This is a genomic window from Saccharopolyspora sp. NPDC002376 (genome assembly GCF_053593195.1).
This window is the reverse complement of the sequence record NZ_JBSFBZ010000070.1, coordinates 15,342-35,181: the sequence shown is the minus strand read 5'-3', so window position 1 is coordinate 35,181 and position 19,840 is coordinate 15,342. Positions and strand designations below refer to the sequence as shown.

Annotated in this window: 12 protein-coding genes and 1 tRNA gene; 12 read left to right on the top strand and 1 reads right to left on the bottom strand. The window is 63.3% G+C overall.

The genetic code is table 11. From position 1 onward, the window contains the following. The 5 genes from ACWCO2_RS32250 to ACWCO2_RS32230 all read left to right on the top strand — a co-directional run. On the top strand, positions 1-2,351 hold a 2,351-nt coding region (locus ACWCO2_RS32250; RefSeq protein WP_450131570.1), incomplete at its 5' end, for an NB-ARC domain-containing protein. 928 nt (positions 2,352-3,279) lie between these two features. Then, positions 3,280-3,361 (top strand) — tRNA-Leu (locus tag ACWCO2_RS32245). A gap of 88 nt (positions 3,362-3,449) precedes the next feature. Then, the gene (locus ACWCO2_RS32240) at positions 3,450-3,884 is read left to right on the top strand and encodes a hypothetical protein (protein WP_450131569.1); all 435 of its coding nucleotides are present in this window, start codon (positions 3,450-3,452) and stop codon (positions 3,882-3,884) included. Positions 3,885-3,894: 10 nt separating this feature from the next. Next, entirely contained in the window at positions 3,895-4,287 is a 393-nt protein-coding gene (locus tag ACWCO2_RS32235) for a hypothetical protein (RefSeq protein WP_450131568.1), read from the top strand. A gap of 486 nt (positions 4,288-4,773) precedes the next feature. Beyond that, entirely contained in the window at positions 4,774-6,849 is a 2,076-nt protein-coding gene (locus tag ACWCO2_RS32230; RefSeq protein ID WP_450131567.1) for a transglycosylase domain-containing protein, read from the top strand. 784 nt (positions 6,850-7,633) lie between these two features. On the opposite strand, the gene ACWCO2_RS32225 is transcribed toward ACWCO2_RS32230, so the two are convergent. After that, the gene (locus tag ACWCO2_RS32225; RefSeq protein ID WP_450131566.1) at positions 7,634-8,023 is read right to left on the bottom strand and encodes a hypothetical protein; all 390 of its coding nucleotides are present in this window, start codon (positions 8,021-8,023) and stop codon (positions 7,634-7,636) included. Positions 8,024-8,320: 297 nt separating this feature from the next. Here ACWCO2_RS32225 and ACWCO2_RS32220 point away from each other — a divergent pair, with 297 nt between their 5' ends. From ACWCO2_RS32220 to ACWCO2_RS32190, 7 genes are all read left to right on the top strand, one after another. Next, a complete protein-coding gene (locus ACWCO2_RS32220) occupies positions 8,321-9,187 on the top strand; it encodes a helix-turn-helix domain-containing protein (RefSeq protein WP_450131565.1) in 867 nt (288 codons plus the stop codon). A gap of 1 nt (position 9,188) precedes the next feature. Further along, positions 9,189-9,548, top strand: coding sequence for a DUF397 domain-containing protein (locus tag ACWCO2_RS32215; protein ID WP_450131564.1), 360 nt, complete (start codon positions 9,189-9,191; stop codon positions 9,546-9,548). 936 nt (positions 9,549-10,484) lie between these two features. Further along, positions 10,485-10,952 (top strand): hypothetical protein, encoded by a 468-nt coding sequence (locus ACWCO2_RS32210; RefSeq protein WP_450131563.1) that lies wholly within the window; start codon positions 10,485-10,487, stop codon positions 10,950-10,952. Between the two features lie 752 nt (positions 10,953-11,704). Further along, positions 11,705-12,901, top strand: coding sequence for a TIGR02679 family protein (locus ACWCO2_RS32205; RefSeq protein ID WP_450131562.1), 1,197 nt, complete (start codon positions 11,705-11,707; stop codon positions 12,899-12,901). Positions 12,902-12,947: 46 nt separating this feature from the next. Next, a complete protein-coding gene (locus tag ACWCO2_RS32200; RefSeq protein WP_450131571.1) occupies positions 12,948-14,435 on the top strand; it encodes a TIGR02677 family protein in 1,488 nt (495 codons plus the stop codon). Continuing rightward, positions 14,432-15,670 carry a TIGR02678 family protein gene (locus ACWCO2_RS32195; protein ID WP_450131561.1) on the top strand — a complete coding sequence of 413 codons (1,239 nt, stop codon included), beginning with the start codon at positions 14,432-14,434 and terminating at the stop codon, positions 15,668-15,670. Before ACWCO2_RS32200 ends, ACWCO2_RS32195 begins: the two co-directional genes overlap by 4 nt. Beyond that, positions 15,667-19,659 (top strand): TIGR02680 family protein, encoded by a 3,993-nt coding sequence (locus ACWCO2_RS32190; protein ID WP_450131560.1) that lies wholly within the window; start codon positions 15,667-15,669, stop codon positions 19,657-19,659. The genes ACWCO2_RS32195 and ACWCO2_RS32190 overlap by 4 nt, the downstream gene beginning before the upstream one ends. Positions 19,660-19,840 lie beyond the last annotated feature (181 nt).

Here is a 19,840-nt window from a genome sequence, read left to right as displayed (position 1 = left end):
AACGTCGGTATCCACGCCGGCTGGTCAACCCCGATCACCTGCACCAGCCCATGATCCACTACCCGACCAGACCCACGATTACGGGACAACCTTTAAGGCGCATCGATTTTGATTCAAGCTGGCAGCCTCCACTTGAACTCCAAAAGCGCTCGTCAGACAAAATTCTGCATAATCTCCCACTAGTTGACTATGAGGACACCGGGCTGATCGGCCGAGATTCGGAGGTAAAAGAATTAGCCAAACGATTAATTCGTCGTCGACGCGGCGATTCCATCCTCACAGTAGTCGGAGAAGGCGGAATCGGAAAGACCGCGCTCGCGCTCGAAGTTGCGTACAACATCCTCGATGATCCTGACTCTCCCTACGAGTGCATCCTCTGGGTGTCTCTGAAAACCGAACGACTCAGCGGCACCGAAGTTCAACAGATTACAGGAGCCGTCCGCGATCTGACACACGCCGCCAACATCATCGGCCAAACTTTTGACCTGGAATTCTCGGGCGAAATTGCCGAACTGGCAGAAGCTCTAGAAGGGATCGAAACACTTCTCATAATCGATAACTTGGAAACCGTGAGCGGCGACGATGTGATTGAACTTTACGAGACTTTACCGGATAGCGTCAATTACCTGTTCACTAGCAGAATCGGCATTGGACAAGTAGAGCGTCGAGTTCATATAAATCCACTCGCTGACAAACACGCAAGTAGACTACTTCGCGACTTCGCTGGTTGGCGAGGTCTAACCGACATTGCCAAGTGGAACAAGCAGACAGTTGACCATGCGGTAGCGCAGCTGATGAACAGCCCGCTTCGAATTCGTTGGTATATTCTTGCGATTGAATCTGGGCAGCAGCCAAATCTGGCGCTTTCAAACCAAGAAGAGTTGCTCGACTTCTGCGTACGGTCCGTATACGACGGAATGGCTCCGCAGTCAAGGGAGATTCTGAAAACCCTTTCGGCTCTCAATCGGAGTGTCACATTTGACGAACTAGCCGTTCTTACTGAGCTTCGAGTTGACGCACTTCGTTCAGCCATCCACGACCTCCAGAGCGGATCGCTGGTAGCAAGCGAGTCCGACCGCGAAAATCAACTGGTCTCCCGCTTCCGTTTAACCGAATCTGCCGATCAGTATCTTCGCAGGGTAAGCCCACCGGAATCGGCCGCAACAAAGCAAATACTCAAGAGAGAGCAAGATTTTCGCCGCTCCGAAGAAAGGAGGCGCTCTGACGAAGAAGCAAGATTCCTTTCTCCCAATGTGGTACGAATACGCAACGAACACGACAAGCCCGCAGCGCACTATCTTCGGCTAGCGCTCCTTGCGTATCGAAAAGAATCGCTCGATCGCGCAATGGAACACATCAATCGTGCCCGCGAGCTGAATCCGGAATTCTGGGAGGTATACCGCGTTGAGGCCTTTACTCTTTCGACGCACGGACACATAAGCAACGCCAGAGGACTCTACAAGGAAGCGCTCCAGAAATGCACTGACGGACAATCGCGTGCTATCGTTTCACACTTCTTTTCTGGCCACCTCGCAAAAAAAGAACACGCCCCCGAGGAAGCAATCGAATACGCACGAGAATCGCACGAATTTTTCCAACATCCCGAGACTGCGCAGAACCTCGGAAATCTTCTCGTTTGGCTTCGAAAATTCGAACAAGGCCAAGAGTTGATCTTGTGGGCACTTGAGCAGTCTAAAGGAAAATTCCGCTTAATCACACTCACTTCGCTTGTTGATTCTTGGCGCCGCTGGGCAGATTACCTCCGGGAGGACGAGCACCAACCAGTACGCTCAGCCGGTCATGCGTACACAGGATTTTCCAACGGTGCGCGCGAAATTTCAGCTGGCACGAGCGATGTGCGCCTGGCAAACAGCGTACTCGAAAGCGCTTCCACATTTATTAGAGCTGTCACGTCAACTGGCGTTGATGCCTCAAAATTGTCCCGAGAATGCCTTGATATACTGCATCTAATTCAGAATCACATATCAATTTTTGAAAAGACCAAATCTTGGAGTCGAATCTCTTCTCACCTTGGAAAACTATACCACAATAAGACCACTCATCCGTCCGTCGCGTCACTTTGCTCTGACTTGAGAGACACTATTTCAAATCCAGTTTCTCTGGAACGAGATCCGGAGGATGGACTTGTTGGTCGGATATCGTCGTGGCAAAAGACGTACGGGTTCATTTCGCATCCAAAATATCCGGACGGCGTGTTTGTGCCCGCAGCTCACATCGATGGCCTCACCGAGCGCGGCGAGGACGTCAATCTGTCAGGAAGGAGAATTCGTTTTGTGACAGAACCCGTGGACGATGGGCTACCGCGCGCCGTCTGGTCGATCCTTCTATAGGAATCCCGTTACCACTACGAAGCGAGTTCGGTTTCTAGGATTGTGCCACCCCACGTGGCCGGTTGGTTGGGGCTGGCTGACGTCGAGCCACCGAGCGATGCGCGCTAGGTGCAGCACGTTGTGCACCTAGCACGCATCGCCATCGCCTTGATCGTCGACGAGAAGGATCGGAAGTTGATGCTGTGACTACACCCGTTCTCCGCCGAGCTGTGAGGTTATGAGCCTGGACGACGGCGGCTACTACTCAGCAGAGATTGCCGCCCGTGAGGCCGCAGAGGAAAGCAGCTGGGAACCGCTCTGCGAGGGCCGCCTGGTAAGCTTTGATCCGTTGTCGTCGGCAGGTGAGGGCCTCGGTCGACGTGTACCTGTGGCACAGTGCTAAGCACATCGGCGACCCGACCAAGACCCGAGAACGCCGGACGCGACGAGTGGATTCCGATGTCGCGCGTCCTGGAGGCGACGGAGCGGCAGAAACTGCTTGGCGCCGACATTATTGGTCGCGCTGCTGGACTGCCTCGCATCAGGCGGCACCGCTGCTGGGCACGACCAGCCTACCAAGACGCAGTAACTGCCGATCTGCCTTGATGCGGGACGCCAGACACCGCGCTTGCCGAGCGTGGTCCAGCGCGGCGTCTCTGTCTCCGGCGGCCGTGAACGCGTGCGCGAGATCGACGAGCAGGCTAGTTCACGCACGCGCGAACATGTCGGACATGCGCGGCAACACGTCGGGGAGTTTTCGATCGCTTCCGACTCGCCGAGTTTCCCAAGTGCGTTCCCGCGCCAACGGTCGAGGTGTGAGCCGTCGAGGAACAGGAACGGCAGCTCGGCGTCGATGGGTTCGAGCGGGGCAACCGGGTGCGAATCTGGGTGCGAACCAAAGCGGACGGTGCCGCTGGAGCGACGCTTTCGCCATCGATCCTCCCGGTTTGCCCCGGTAGTTCACCAGAGCCACTACGTGGAGCCGACTCAAAATCCGTCCAGTGTGAGTTCGAATCTCACCGGGGGCACCACGCCTGACCAGGCTTTATAGCTGAATGTGTAGATCATGATTTGATCTGCAGGTGCGGCTTTGCGCATGAGCATGCTCAAAGCCATGACTTGTTTCCGGGACGGGACTGCCAACGCGGCCTCATCGAGGAGCGCGCCAAGGCGCTCCTCGTCGTCGTCTTCGCGGGCAACGGCCCCGCAACCGGTCGCCGCACCTATCTCCGCGAGACCGTCAACGGCACCGGCAAAGCCGCGCACGAACGCGGCGAGAAGACCCTCAACAAGCTCCTGACCCAGGCCTACGGCCAGCGCTCCGCACCATCGGCGGTGAGCCCGTCCTACGCGCTGTCCGAATGGATGCGCACCAGCGAGATCGAAGACAGCACCCGGCACACCTACCAGGGCTACATCGACCGCACGATCAAGCCCGCGCTCTCCGAGACCGCCGCGAACAAGATTTCCGCGCGGATGCTCGAAGGCCTTCATCGAGAAGCACAGGACGGAACAGCCACACGCCTGCGTGGCGGAGAAGTGCCGTCCTCATAAGTGCAAGCCGATGGCCGCATCAACCGTCCGGGAGATCCACGCCGTCATCAGCGGCACGCTCGACGCCGCCGAGCGCTGGGACTGGATCAGCTTCAACCCCGCATGCGTCGCACGCAAACCCCGCCAGAAGCGCCCCGCGCCAGATCCACCCACCCCGGCCGAGGCCGCTTGCTTATCCGAGGAAGCGTTCCGAATGGACGACGACTGGGCACCTTTGTCTGGCTCGCCGTGGCCACCAGCATGCGCCGAAGCGAACTCGTCGAACTACGCCGAAACTGGTTCCACAGCCAAGGAAAAGACACCAAAACCCAACAAAACCGACGCATCGCAATCAACTCCGAAACTGTCGCCCTCCTCCGCGAACACCGCGACCGAGTCACCAACCGAGTCCGCGACCTCCTAGTAGGCCAGATCTGCCGGCCTGGGCTCGACCGCAGCGGTGACCTTCACCAATTAGTCCACTGTGGATGAACTAGTGCTCGTTGGTTTCTCCCAGTGGCGATGGGACTCTGGTCAGTAGTCCCCAAAGGACTCCCAACCACTCGCGGTAGGGAGCTGATCGCAACCGGTCGAGCTCCTTCCCGGGTGGTCGGTCTCGAACATCACACCCACGCCACAATTCCCGCTTTGGATGGCAGAGTGCTTCGAACGCATGGCAGTGGAGCCCCGCCGCGCCACGTCTGGAGGCCTCTTCGTGAACAACAAGCGCGACGATTGGACTGGACCGCACGGCGGCCCGACTGGGCAGCACAGGAGTCCAGGTCCAGCAGACGCGCCCACGCAGCGGTTGGGTCGACCCGCCCGTGGTTGGACTGGTGGTTACGCGCCTCCGCCGGGCAGGCCGGGGCCTGGCGACCCGCGGGGAGGACGCCGGAATGCCAGGCAGTGGTTGCTGGGTGCGTTCCTGGCGGTCATCGGGTTGATCACGACGTCCGTCTGCGCGTTCCTGATCGCGTTCGGTATCGGGTACGCCTCGTGGGATGTGGAGAGCCCGGAGTCGCTCGCCCGAGCCACCGGGCAGACGGTCCTGATCAAGTATGCGGACAATTCGGAGCTGACCCGGATCGTTCCCGCCTCGGGCAATCGGACGATGATCGGGGATGTGACACGCGAGGTGTCCCGTCCGATGCGGGATGCCACGCTGGCGGCGGAGGATCCGACCTTCTACCAGAACCCCGGTTTCGACATGACCGGGATCTTCCGGGCGGCGTGGGGTCAGCTCACCGGTGATGACAGCGGTGGCGGTTCGACGTTGACCCAGCAGTACATCAAGCTGTCCACCGGGAACGACGAGCACACCTACACGCGGAAGTTCAAGGAAATCGTGCTGGCGTTCAAGATGAGCCAGCAGCAGTCCAAAAACGAGATCCTCAAGGCGTACTTGAACACCGCGTACTACGGCCGAGGCGCGTACGGCATCCATGCCGCCGCGGAGGTGTACTTCCACAAGGAACCGAAGGACCTGGGCGCCTCTGAGGCGGCGGTGCTGGCGGGGATGGTGCAACAGCCGTCCAACAACGACCCGCGCATCAACCCCGCGCAGGCCCAGCACCGGTGGACCTATGTCGCCGACCAGATGGAGCGCCACGAGTTCGTCACGGCGGAGCAGCGCGCGGCGATGCGGTTCCCGACGACGCAGAACGGTGCGGACCGGACGAACCAGAACGCCACGGGCACGCAGTACCAGATCCGTGAGCAGGTGCTCGCCGAGCTGGATCGGGAGGGCTACAGCCAGCAGAGCCTGGAGCAGCACGGCTACACCGTCGTCACCAACATCGATCCTCGGGCGCAGAAGGCTGCCGAGGACGCGGTCAGCACGGTGATGCAGGGCCAGCCGAGCAACCTGCACCCGGCGCTGGTCGCTACGGAACCGAACACGGGCGCGATCCGTGCCTATTACGGCGGTGGCGGCACGGACGCGGGCGCGTTCGACTACGCCAACGCGCAGCAGCAGGCGGGTTCCGCGTTCAAACCGTTCGTGGCGCTGGCAGGTCTGGAGCAGAACCGAGGTCTGGGTGAGCTCTACGACGGCTCGTCGCCACGCGAGATCGCGGGGACGACGTTCGCCAACAACCCGGGTGTCAGCTGCGACGACCCACCGCACTGCAGCGTCCGCGAGGCGATGACCAAATCGGTCAACACGGTGTTCGTGGACATGGGCGTGCAGTTCGGGACGGCCAAGGTCGCCGACGCCGCACACCAGGCGGGCATTCCTCGCGAGATCAACGGCAAGCCGACCCTGCAGAACGCCGACGGCACGACCAGCGCCGGCATCGCACTGGGCATGTACCCGGTGCGCACCACCGACATGGCCAGCGCTTACGCGACCTTCGCCAACGATGGGATGCGCAACCAGCCCCGGTTCGTCCAGAAGATCGTGGACAACAGCAGCGGCGAGATCGTGCAGGATTTCGTACCGCAACCGCGGCCCGCATTCGATCCGAACGATCCGCACCGCAACCGGAACCTGGCCGCGAACGTGACGGAGTCCTTGCTCCAGGTCGCCGACCACTCCCATCTGCCGCTGGACGGAAGGCCGGTGGCCGCGAAAACCGGGACTCACCAGTACGGCAACGGTGACAGCGTCGACAACGAGAAGGCCTGGACGGTGGGCTACACCCCGCAGATGTCCACCGCTGTGTCGATGAGCGCGGGAGACGCGCAGAACCCGGTGCTACCGGTGCGGGACGCCAACGGCACCCCCGTCTTCGGCGGTGGCCTTCCCGGACACATCTGGCAACAATTCATGAACGCCTACCTCACCGGCAAGCCCGTCCAGCCCTTCACCAGCGCGGAACCGATCGGACAGTTCTACCCACCGCCACCACCCCCGCCAGCCGCTCCTCCTCCTCCACCGCCCCCCGCGCCCGGCCCGCCGCCCTTCGCGCCCGATCGGCCACCCTTCGCGCCCGGTCCGCCACCGAAGCCGCACGGGCACTCGAAGCACGGTCACGGTGACGGATAATGCGGAGGTCGTGAAAGCCGTGCGTTGACATCCGCCCCAAGTCACACAAGAGTCCCGTCTTCCCTGAGCGCTGGCGCAATGAGAGCGCCGAAAAGTTAGATCAGAAGGTTGGAGGTTCGGGCACGCTAATCAGGTTGCGGCCAGGCCATCCGGCGACACCGCAACATGTTTCAGCAGCCACCTTTCCCGAACCGGACTGACGACCAACGAAAATAGCCTCGGCTGCTCGCGTCGACCAGCCGCCTCTGGGTGCAAGTCCGGGTGCGCACTGCGGTCGATGACGCCTCTGGGGGCGACGTTTTCGCCACCGATTCATCCCGTTTACCCTGGGGCTACACCAGAGCCAGAAGCTCTTGCCGACTCAAAATCCATACAGTGTGAGTTCGAATCTCACCGGGGGCACGTACAGCATCTACACAATCCGCGTCTGCTTGAGCAGGCGTTTCTTGTGCAGTGATCATGGTTTCGTTGATCCGTTCCGCCGTGTTGGCATCTGGGGTAGTTCGTCGGCGGGGAGTTTGATCGAGATGGCGGCTTGGTTGCTGTCGCCGCGTAGGCGGATGGTGAGCTGGGTGATCTCGAACAGCGCACCAGCGCATTGGCCAGGACGCTGTTGGGGCTAGCAACAGCGATGGTTTCCCACTGTGGCTCAACGAGATCACGCTTCTTGCTGGGCTTTTTCTGGGCATGCCAGCCATGGAGCACAATGCCCAGAAAGAGCCCAGTGAATGTCACCTGATGGCGGCCCGTGCAGAACATCAACCCGACGGCGCCGCGCGACCGCTCAGGTGCCGTCTGTCGCTGCGTCAGGGTTGAACCACACTAGACGTGCGCGAATACGGCTGCCGAAGGTGAACCCGCGAAGCGCACTCTCTGGCGCCGCCATGCTCATCCTCAGCCCGCCGCCGACAGCGATGACCTCCGCGTGATCGGCGAAAGCCAACCCCCAGGCGGCGATTCGGCCATCGACCCGCTCGCCGTACTCCTGCACGATGGCGAACAGCCGAGGCGCCTCGTCAGCGACGATGCATTCCAAGATCGCCCCGAACCGCACCTCGTCGCACAGCGGGCGCATGCCCGTGGGGTCGGGAACGAGTGCATCCAGCGGGTGGCCGCCCTCCTGCTGATCCGACCTTGGCACCCCATGCACCGTCCGTGTCGCTGCCATTGCCATGATTTCCTCCCCGCTTCGGTCCGCGAAGATTCGCGCTGGTTGATGGCCTCAGCGGAGTCGTGGCAGGTCGGGTAAACCCGCCCGGTTCCGCCAAAGCGCTGGCCGCCGGGGTTGCGATCACCGCATGGGCGCCGGTGAAGGCGTCCTCGCGGCACGTTAACTGCGTCCCGATCACCACCCTTGCAAGCTATCTTGTATATATACAGAGATCCATACATCGTCCGGGTGGATCCGCAGGGGCGGCTGACGCTCGATGCAACACTGTGTGCGACTCGGTCGAGATACGGAGGGACACCAGTGGTCGATCACCGCTCAGATCCATCGGCGCTGCGTTTTCTGATCGGCCACGACCTGCGCGCGGCACGCGAGCGCGCCGGCTTCAAGCAGGCCGAGGCGGGCAAGGTGCTGGACTGCAGCCAGGCGAAGATCAATTACCTGGAAACGGGCAAGACACAACAGAAACCCGACGAGGTCACGGCCTTGCTCCGGGCCTACGGCGCGGACGTAGAACATGTCGACCGCATGTCGTCACTCGCTGCACGGGCCGATCAAAGCACCTGGTGGGCGCCATTCGGCGACGTCCTGCCCAACTGGTTCAAGACCTTCGTCGGCCTGGAAGGACTCGCCACCACCGAGTCCACCTACGGATCATTGCTCCTGCCCGGCCAACTCCAAACTCCCGACTACGCAGCGGCTTTGCTACAAGGCAACCTCCGAGTCCCACCGATGGACGCGCCGCAAGTCGTCCGCGCCCGCATGGCACGGCAGCGGCTCACCGACGACACCAGCCCGTTGCGGTTCCGCGCCGTCATCGAGGAGTACGTCCTCGATCGCATCGTGGGTAGTCCCGAGGTCATGCGAGGCCAGCTGGAGCACCTGCTAGAGCTGATGCAGCGCGACAACGTCGAGCTGTACGTCATGCCGGTCAGCGTGGCTGTCCACGACGGGCTTGACGGAGAGTTCCTCCTGCTGGACTTCGAAGAAGCCCAGAGCATCGGCTACATCGAGTACCCCACGGGCGCGATCTACGTCCAAGACCAAGATCAGGTCTCGGCCTACAATCTGTCCGTAGATCGGCTGTGTGCAGCTGCACTGTCAGTGGCCAAATCTGCTGAAGCGATCGCCGCGCGCATCGCCACCCTAGGCACGAGTTCGGAGGACTGAAATGACCACCCTCGACAACCTCGACTGGCGAACCTCCACCCGCAGCAGCAACGGCGAAAAGTGCGTCGAGGTCGCCCCAACAGCCGACGGCGTGGCCATCCGACACAGCAAACACCCCGATGCTGGCACCATCACCTTCCCGATTGCCGTGTGGGCGGCGTTCGTTCGCGAGGCATGCAACGGCTTATCGAGCAATAACGAGGTCGCCACCATCACCAAGATTGGCACGGACACTCTCGTGAGCTCGCTTCATGCCGCAGTTGAGCTGCGCTTCGACGAAGGCGAATGGTCTGCCTTCCTCGCCGGAGCCGAAGACGGGGAATTCGACTTCACCGGCGGTTTGACACCCACCGCGAACTGACCTGCCATCCAACGTTCCAGGACGGCGAACTCCATGCCCTGACCTGCCAACTACGCAGGGCATCCGCCCGGCGATGCGGATCTCCGCACGGGCTCTGTCATGTGACGATCGTTTGCTGATTAGTCGGCGTGGGTGCGTCGCGAACCATACTGGCGTATTCCTCGACGAGCGCTTCGACTGATCCGCTCTACGGAGCTGACAGTCGTCTCGTGACGTCGAAGCAGCCTGCGGTGATCATCGGCCTTTGTCGACGATCACACCCACACCGGCTTCGGCTCGTGGTGGTGGCGACCGTGAGAACGGGGAGGATTCTGCGGGTGCTGGCGCGGAGGGCGGTTTGGATGCGGGTGGCTCCGGCCCTGCGGTGCAGGGTGATCGCGGAGTTTCGGAGGATACGACGAGGTTCTGGTCTAGGCTTCAACCGTGCTCGAACCTGGGAGAAATGATGAGTGGGTTGCTGCCTTGCCGTTCTCGGCCGCAAACTCGCTGTTTGGTCGCCTCTCGATAGTGGGTGGCACGCTGACGCTAACCACAGACTTAGTAATCTTCACGCCGTTACTTGGACTCGGGCGGACTCAAAGGTTCCCACTACGCGAGATCGACAAGGTTGCAGCCTTCGCCGACAACCCCCCACGTCTCAAGATCAGGTTCCGGACACGCCGACCGCTGGTGCTGATGGTGGCGCCGACCCGCACGACAACGATCTTCACGCAAGACTCGTCCGCGCGGGACGAGGCTGTCGCATCGATCAGCCAGCGACTGCGGAACATCTAGGTTGGGTGTTGCGATTGCTTTGGTTGACGCTGACCTGCGCTGCGGTGATCTCAATCGGCCTGCTTGTTCTCGCTGCCGAGTGGGAAAAGCGCGTCGAAGCCGCATCCGGGGCGAAGTCCGTCGGCGGCAGCGAATTGTCTTCTGGCGGAAGGGATGACTTCGTTGGATGACGAGAAGCATCCGGATCCGGGTGGCAAGCCGAGTCTGTCCTGGGCGCTCGCGGGTATCGCCTTCGCCTGCCTCGGCGGATATCTCCTGTTCCTCGGTCTGGGCGTGGGGATGGCGATGCCGGATGGTTCGTTCGGCGTGCAGCTGATCGGCTTCGGCTTTGCGCTCGTTCTCGTGGTGATCTTCTTCCTACGTGAGTGGTATTGGCACAACCGGCGTTCGGACCAGCCGTCTTCGACGGCCGAGTCTCCTGGGGTGAGTCGGATGAGTCCGGCGCTCTCGATTCCGCTACTCGTGGGCTGTGGTCTGGGTGTGTTCTTCTTGTTCCTGGGGAAGGACATGGGGCAGAGGTTTCCCGACGTTCTTGTCGGGCCCGCGTTCACCTGGATCGGATGGGGAGTCCTGGTCCCGGCGGTTCTGGTCCAACTCGGATGGCACTGGCGGAGACGGCGTACCAAGTAGCTTCTTTGAGCCGCTGCAACACCTCGGGGTGGAGATCCACAGTCGTGTCGCCACCCCGAGATGCCACTTTATTGCCACTTATGGACCTCAACCGGCGTCAAGGGGTGGCAACCGTCGAGACCCGCTCATTCGACGTCGATGCAGGTGAGGGCAGGTGCAACCAGACGACGACAAGCGTCGATGATCACGGACCAGCCATCAGAAGGTTCCGTATTCGAGGGCGGTCCGCGGTCTCCAGCTGGATGGTCGAGCGCGCCCACACGTTACCCCCACAAAACAACCCCAGATGATCGTAAATGACGACCGACAACGGGCATTTGCACCTGCGATCATTGCAGGTTATCTGGGGTGATCGGAAGCAATCGGAGACAACGGGCAACGTCGCCTCAGAATCCGCGGGTTCAGGGTTCGGCCACCATGGGCGGTAGCGGCTGGAGAGGGCGGCAACACCACCGTCCCCTCAAGATCATCTCCATACTTTACCCGCACAAAACGCTGTCGAACGTCGACAAATGACCTTCGCTCACGGCATGTGCGATTGTGAAAGTTGCTGGCCATGTCAGGTGATGGCAGACGACGGGGGAGTGGTCCCATGACCCGTCAGGTCGTGGGTTCGGATCTCACGGCGGGCACTCATCGGCGCAGGTGAAGGCGGGTCTGGCTCGTATCAGCGGCAGCCTCCACGCCGAGGCTACGATGCTTGAACAGCAACGTACGAGCTGCGTTTGGGCTGCCGGTACATTCGACGAACTGTGGAGCTTCGTTCTCGGCTGCCTTCGGCGCTCGCGCCGTTGTGGCGCGTGGTGCACGCTCGGTTGTCCTCTGGTCGTCCAGTCAGGCGGGTTCGGGTAGGGCCGCTGGATGGCGAGCAGCGCAGTGCCGTGGCGGATCTGCTCGGGATGGCTCGGCTGCCCGGCGAGCACATCACCATCTCGGTGGAGGTGCTCGACCAGATTTTGCGGGATTCGCTCGGCGTCGGTGTTCATGAGGTAGTGACCGAGCTTGTCGGGCCTGTAGGTGATCAGGCCGCTGATCGGCGTCGCGTTGCGGCCGAGCGCGACGAGTTGTGGTCGTGGCTGACAAGCCATCCGGTGGTCATCGCGCAACCGGCGCTGGCCGATTGGGTCGCTTCAGTCCGGCGCGGCGGACTCAGCGGCGGGTCCGTCGCACGGACCAAGACTGAGCTCGAACAGGCTCTGACCGTTCTCGCGGCGCTTCCTGCCCCCGGCACGCCACTCCCAGTGCTCGCCGAGCGGACCCTGCGCGACACGCATGCTCTTGACGACGGGACCCGGTGTTCCGGTCTTGTTCTGCGTGCCCTGGCCACGATCTACGACCGTCCCTCCCCCGCCGATGCATCCGAGCGGCGGATGCTGTGGGAACAGGCGGGAATCACCGACGACGAGCTGTCGTCGGTGGTCCTCACCGGTGGCGTACGCGTGGGTGGTGACAATGTTGCGTCAGGGCTCCTTCGGCTCTGCGCGGACGCCGGCCAGCCATGCGCGCTCACCCTGGGCCAGATCAGATCAAGCGATTGGACCGCTGCGCCGGAGCACGTTTGGGTTTTCGAGAACCCGAGCATGCTCGCCCTCGCGCTCAAGAGGTTCGGCACCGGCTGCCCGCCCATCGTTGTCACCTCGGGTTGGCCGAGCAGCGCTGGAATCCTGTTCCTCCGCAAACTCGCTTCGGCCGGTTCCCAACTGCACTACCACGGAGATTTCGACGGCGAGGGGTTGCGCATCGCCGCACACGTCGTCGCCCGGACTGGCGCACAACCGTGGCGGATGAGCAGCGGCGACTACCTGGCCGCAGTCGCCGATGGCCCGCCCGCGGGCCGGATCACCCCAGTACCCTGGGACGGCGAACTCGCCGAACACCTAACGCGCAAGGGCACGACCGTATCCGAAGAGCGGGTGGCAGCTACCTTGCTCGACGCGCTCACTCCGTGACACAGCTGTTGGAGGCCTTTTGGAACCGCTCCGCGTCCCGCCGGAGATGTTCCGATTCACCAGCGGTGACAGAGCTGGACTCTACGTCTCGATGTTGCACGCCTTCGGTGAAGCGAACGAACGGCTCGAAACCGCGTTGGGACTCGACGACGTCCGCAGCCGCCTGCGTTCTGTCGGCTGGCTCGACGCGCTGGAGGAGAGCGATCTGACCAGCGCGCTGGAGCAGCTGCGGGACTGGAACTTGATCGACGTCATCCAGAACCACTCGGAGAACTACCGGACCGCGGCCGAATACGAGCGGCGCAACCTCCAGTACTCCCTCACCCGTCAAGGAGAGGCTGCGCTGGCGGGAGTCGTGCATGCGATGAGCGTGCTGGCATCCAGCGGTGCGTTGCAGACCGCTGTGCTGGACGCGATCTCGGACCGGCTGGGTGATCTGCTGGAACGCAGCGAAAACGGCTCCGACCGGCAGGTGTTCGCCACCCTCACCGAGCTGGAGAGCCACCTCGATGCGCTGCGCAGCAACACGAAGAAGTTCAACGGCGAGCTCCAACGTCTGCTGCGGGCTGATGGCGCAGACCTGGACACCTTCCACGAGGTCAAGGCGTCGACGGTGGCCTACCTCCAGGAGTTCGTGACGAACCTCGAGCATCGAACGCACGCCATCGCCGCCCGCATCCGCCAGCTCGAAGACCGCGGAGTCGAGCAGCTGCATCAACGTGCGCTGGCCGGGGCAGAGCTACCGCAACTTTCCGGCACCGACCCGGCACCGGCATGGCTGGACCATCGCCGCGCTCGATGGGAAGGCCTTCGCGCGTGGTTCCTGCCCTGTGACGGCACGCCGCCGAGGGCCGAGCAGTTGCACCAGGTGGCGCGCCGGGCGATCGTCACGCTGCTTCAGGTGCTCGACCGGATCACCGAATCCCGCAGGCGGGCGAGCAACGCCGTCCTCGATTTCCGGGAGCTGGCGCGATGGTTCACCGTGGTGCCCGAGCAGGATCTGCACCGCTTGTGGTCGACGGCGTTCGGGCTCAGCTCAGCCCGGCACGCACACCTCGCCCACGACGACCCGGAGCTGGTGAGTCCGTCGGTTTCCTGGGCGCAGTCGCCTCCCGTCGAGGTCTCGCCGCTGCTGCGTTCGGCAGGCAGGACGGAACGGTTCGCCAGGACTGGGCGGGTGCGTGATGTCACGGCGCTGCGGGCGCAGCGTGCCGAACGTGCACGAGCCGAACGCACGCAGCTCGAAGCGGCATGGAACATGCTCGACACCGGCGGCGCGGTCCGCGTATCCGAGTTCGGAGAACTCGACCACGGGATCTTCGAGCGGCTCCTCGAACTTCTGGGCCGGGCACTGTCGAGCGTTCCCGACGAATTCGGCACCCGGCGCGGCAGCACCGCCGACGGCCGTATCGAGATCCTGCTCCGGCCGCCGTCGGATTCAGCCGTCGCACACCTGAAAACACCGCGCGGCGTGTTCAGCGGGCCGGACTACGAGATCGAGATCAACGCGCTCGGCAACCGAGGTAGGGCATGAGCAACCTCACCAACCAGCTGGTCATCGCTGAGCGCGAGGAGGTCGCGCGCGGAATCCGGACGCTGCTGAACAGTCCGCTGATCACCGAACGCAGCTCTCCCGAAACGTTCGATCTGGTGCGTCGACGGCACGAGCCGATCGGTAAGTGGTTCGACTACTACTGCGGCTGGAAGCTCATCGTCGAACCACGACTCGGTTATGCGCGGCTCGTCAAGGTCCGAGCCGCGATCGACGCGAGCAGACCCGCCAGACGCATGAGGTCCGGACGTGCACCGTTCGACCGCCGGCGGTACGTGCTGTTGTGCATCGTGGCTTCCGAACTGCTGGCCACGCCGGTGACCACGATCGGTCTGCTCGCCGACCGCGTCAGCCGTGCGACCACGACGGATCAGGTGGTCGCCGCGTTCGACACCGCCAGCCGTGGCGAGCGGATGGCGTTCGTCGACGTACTCCGATTGCTCGAGTCCTACGGCGTGCTGGAGGTCGTCGACGGAACCACCGAGTCGTTCGTGGATTCCAGCGAGGCCAAGGTCCTCTACCGGGTTGACCCGACGCTGCTGTTACGTCTGCTGGCGGCGCCAACCGGACCGTCGCGGCTTGCGGTGCTCATCGAGGAGGTGCCGCTGCGGTTCGACGAGCTGGTGTCCGAGCTGTCGCGCGAGCGACGCTACGGCACGGTTGAGCGGGACGGCGGCTCTTCCGACGTGCAACGAAATCTCTGGCTCCGGCATTCGATCTTCCGCAGGCTCGTGGACGACCCGGTGCTCTACTTCGATCGACTCACCGACGACGAGCGGGCCTATCTCGGATCTCCGACTGGTAGGCAGCTGTTGCGCCGTGCCGCGGAGCAGGGCGGTTTCGTGCTCGAAGAACGCGCTGAAGGGGTCCTGCTGGTCGACCCGGACGGGATGGCGACGGACAGCCGCTTTCCTGACGACGCCAGCAACGCCAAGGTCGCCGCGTTGCTGTTGCTGGACGAGATCGATGGCCCCATCACCAGCGAGCAGCTCGAACTCGTCGTTTCGGGACTGCTCAGCAGGTTTCCGCGCTGGGCCAAGACATATCGCGGTGCGGACGGGACCAGGCAACTCGCAGATGATGCGGTGGAGGTACTGGTGAACTTCGGTCTCGCGGAGGTCTCCGGCGGTCTCGTGCAGCCACTGCCCGCCGCTGCCAGATACGCGGTCGGCGCCGCTCGAACAAACGACACCGACGCAATGGAGGAGACATCGTGACCGCGCCGAGATGGATACCGAGCCGGGCAGGCATCCTCAACGTCTGGCGCTACTACGACGAAGTGTTCGAGTTCCACGAGGGACGTCTGCTGCTGCGCGGCCAGAACGGCAGCGGCAAATCCAAGGCGCTCGAACTGCTTCTGCCGTTCCTGTTCGACGCGAGTCTGCGGGCACACCGGCTGTCGACGTTCGGCACCAACGAGCGGACCATGCACTGGAACCTGATGGGCGATGGTGCCTCCGGCGCCACCCGCGTCGGCTACGTCTGGCTGGAATTCCAGCTGCCTGGCGATCCCGATCGATGGTTCACCTGCGGTGCGAGGCTCCAAGCGAGCAAGAACACCACCACCGCGCACGCCGACTACTTCACCACCGCGCAGCGAATCGGCACCGATATCGCTCTGGTCAACGATTCCGGTCAACCCCTTACCAAAGCGGTGCTGGAGGAACGGCTCGGTGACTCCGGTGTTCTGCACGACAACGCCGGCGACTACCGGGCGGCAGTTCGTTCCACCCTGTTCGCCACGCTCAACGAGCAACGCTACGACGCGCTGATCACCGCACTTCTCCAGCTGCGCATGCCAAAACTCTCGCAGCGGCTCGACCCGCAGCTGCTTTCCAGCCTGCTGTCCCGGGCGTTACCTCCGCTGGGGCAACAGGAGATCGCCGATCTCGCTGAAGGTTTCGAGAGGCTGGATCGACAGCGGGAACGACTCGCCAACCTCGACGAAGAGGTGGCTGCCACCAAAACACTCGCCTCCCGCCAGAAGTCCTACGCACAGCGTGTGCTGCGTGCTGCGGCGGGCAACCTGATCACCTCGACCACCGAGCTCGACAAGCTCACGAGGACCGCCCGTGAGTCGGCAGATGAATACGAAGGGGTCGCACAGGCGAAGGCGACGGCCGAGTCACGTGCCGAAACGCTGGAACTGGACATCGAGAGCACCGAGTCCAGGATCACCGGGCTCACGGAAAGCGAGAGGTACAAGGAAGCTGAGGAATACGACCGACTCCGCCAGCAGACGTCCGACGCGGAACGGCAAGCGAGCGCGGTAGGAAAAGACGCGGCCGAGAAGCGCTCGCAAGCCGACAAGGACGCGCAGGCCGCGCAGGCCGCCACGCGTGCGGTCGACAAGCGTGCCGACACTGCCCGAGCGCAGCAGTCCGAGACCTCACACGCCGCGACGCGTGCAGGGATGACGAGTCTGCATGACGAGATCATCGCGTCGCTCGGCACCGACGTGCAGCCGCGCAGACTGCTCCGTGCCGCCGTGCAGAGCAGGCGCGAGCAGCTGGACGAGGTGCGTGAAGCGATCGACACCCACGACCGGGCCGTGGATCTCCGCACGCAAGCCGAGAACGAGATCGACCAAGCCAGGAACTTGCTTTCGCAGGCGAGAGAGCAGCAGGAAGCCGCAGCCGAGCAGCACGAGACCGCCTTCGCGAGGCTGAGCGAGCGAGTTCTGGACTGGGCAGCGGGCTGCTGGGAACTTCGCTTCCCGGACCCGGATGCGCTGATGGAATTGATCCAGTCGGAGACCCAGCTACTAGGCCACGTCGACTCCGTCGCTGCCACGGTGCTCGATGCGATCACCCGGGACGAGACGACCACCAGCACCCGCCTGGACACCGTCCGCGAGGAGCGGAACCAGCTGTCGACCGAAATCGACCGGCTCGCGCAGGAACAGGATCTGCCGCCTGATCCGCCACTGTCGCGTACCACCGACCGCATCACGCTGACCGGGGCACCGCTATGGAGGCTGGTCGATTTCGCTGATACCACGAGCGAAACTGTGCGCTGCTCGATCGAAGCTGCGCTTCAGGCGTCGGGACTGCTCGACGCCTGGATCGGCCACACCGGAGCCGTTGCCGGTCACGACACCTTCGCGGATCCGGCAGCGTTGGCCGCGGTGCCGAGGTCGCTGGCGGACGTGCTGGTTCCCGAGCAGAACGCCGAAGTGCCCGCTGATGTCGTGCGGAAGTTGCTGTCCGCCATCGCGTTCGGCGAGGAGCTTCCGCCTGAGCATCCAGCCGCGATCGGCGCCGATGGCAGTTGGCGGCTGGGCAACCTCACCGGAACCTGGAACAAGGAACATCCCGCTCACATCGGTGCTCTCGCGCGTCGGCGGGCCAGACAACGCCGGATCGAAGAACTTCGCAATCGGGTCGACGAGTGCGACCGGATGATCGCGGAACTCGAAGCCGCGCTGGCAGCACTGTGCAGCCGGCGTGATGTTCTGGACGGTGAACGAAAAGCCCGCCCTGACCACCATGAGCTGCACGCGTCATTGACGGAACTCAGCCGCGCCGAGTCCATTGTGGAGTCCGCTGATTCACAGGTACGGCGACGGATCGACATGGCGACCGCACGCGAGAAGGAAGTCAAGCAAGCCCTGCTCGCACTGACCGCCTTGGCGGCGCAGCACAATGCTCCGACCGATCGGGACGCAGTGCGGACGCTGTCCGACGCTGTCGGCAGCTTCCAGGCGCAGGCCGAGAACTGGCTGGACACCTACGCCGAACTGCTGTCGGCTCGACGTGAGGTGGATGCGCTCGACGAACGGGCCCGCCGCTCCGAATCGATCGCGCAACAGCGGGAAAGCGAGGCGAGCGAAGCCGACAAGCAGCTTCGTCGGCTCGCGGCGAAGCTCGACGCGATCGAAGACACCGTAGGTGCTGATTTCCGGCAGCTTCAGTCGGAGATCGAGGCGCTGCGGACAAGGTTGGGCGAACTACGCGGTGAGCTCACCTCCACCCGCAAGAAGCTGAACGGGCTCGCCGAGCGTCTCGGCCAACTCAGTATCCGTCGAAGCATGGACGCCGGGCTCCGGGACGCGGCTGTCGAGAGGCGCGACTCCACGGCCTACCGGTTCCGGCACCTGGCCACCGGAGTCTTTCCCGCGGACAGTGAAATCGGTGATCTTGATCGGTTTCAGGCGATCCTGGCCACGTCCGACGGTGTCCGCGCGACACTCGACGCCGCACGCATGGTCGCCGCGGCCTGGCCGAGCTTGCCGCACGCGCCGAACAATCTCGGCGACGCTGTGCACCGCCTGTCCGAGTCGGTCCACGCTTGCCGAAGCGCGCTGAGTTCCCGGGCCGATCTCGATCTGGAGACCGACGAGGACGTCCAGGTCTTCACCGCCGTGGTCGATGGGGTCCGGGTCGGGGCGGCGGAACTGCTCGCCATCCTGCGCAGCGAGGCGGAACGAAGCCGCCAGGAGATCACCGACCGGGAACGAGACCTGTTCGACAAGACCCTTACCGGCGGCACCCGTCGCCATCTGGCAGACCGGATCCGTCAGGCCACCGAACTCGTCGACGGGATGAACGCGCGACTTGAACGTGTGCGCACGGCGTCGAACGTCGCGATCCAGCTCGTCTGGCAAGTGGCGCCCGATCTGCCGGCAGGCACAAAGGCAGCGCGGGACCTGCTGCTCAAAGACCCGGTACGGTTGACCGACTCCGACCGCGAGTCGCTGCACCAGTTCTTCCGCGACCGCATCGAACAGGCCAAGGCCGACGACACCGCCACCAGCTGGGAACAGCAGCTGGCTCAGGTCTTGGACTACACCTCCTGGCACCGCTTCGTCGTCAAGGTCGACCGCGCCAACGGGGCGGGATGGCAACTGCTGACCAAGAAACTGCACGGCGCGCTCTCCGGTGGGGAGAAGGCGATCGCACTGCATCTGCCCTTGTTCGCAGCCGTCGCCGCCCACTACGAAGCCGCGCCGGAGGCACCCCGTCTCATCCTGCTCGACGAGGTGTTCGTCGGCGTGGACAGCACCAACCGCGGCCAGGTGTTCGCACTGTTGTCCGCGCTCGACCTCGATCTCATGCTCACCTCCGATCACGAGTGGTGCACCTACGCCGAACTGAGCGGCATCGCCATCCACCAGCTCATTACCGGGGACGACGGCGACGCGGTTACCACCGCCCGCTTCACCTGGAACGGCCACGACCTCATCCCCGACGGAGACGAACCTTAGAGGCTCATCCAGGTCGCCATCCTCGCCCGCGACGCGATCGAGAACACCGCCGACCTTCACGCCACGGCCTGACCACCGGCACGGCAGCGCAGGCCGGGCCTGCAGTCGTGCGCGCTGGAACCGCTGCGGCTTCATCTTGAGCATCGACAGCTGGATCCATGCTTCCATAGGGCGCGGCTGG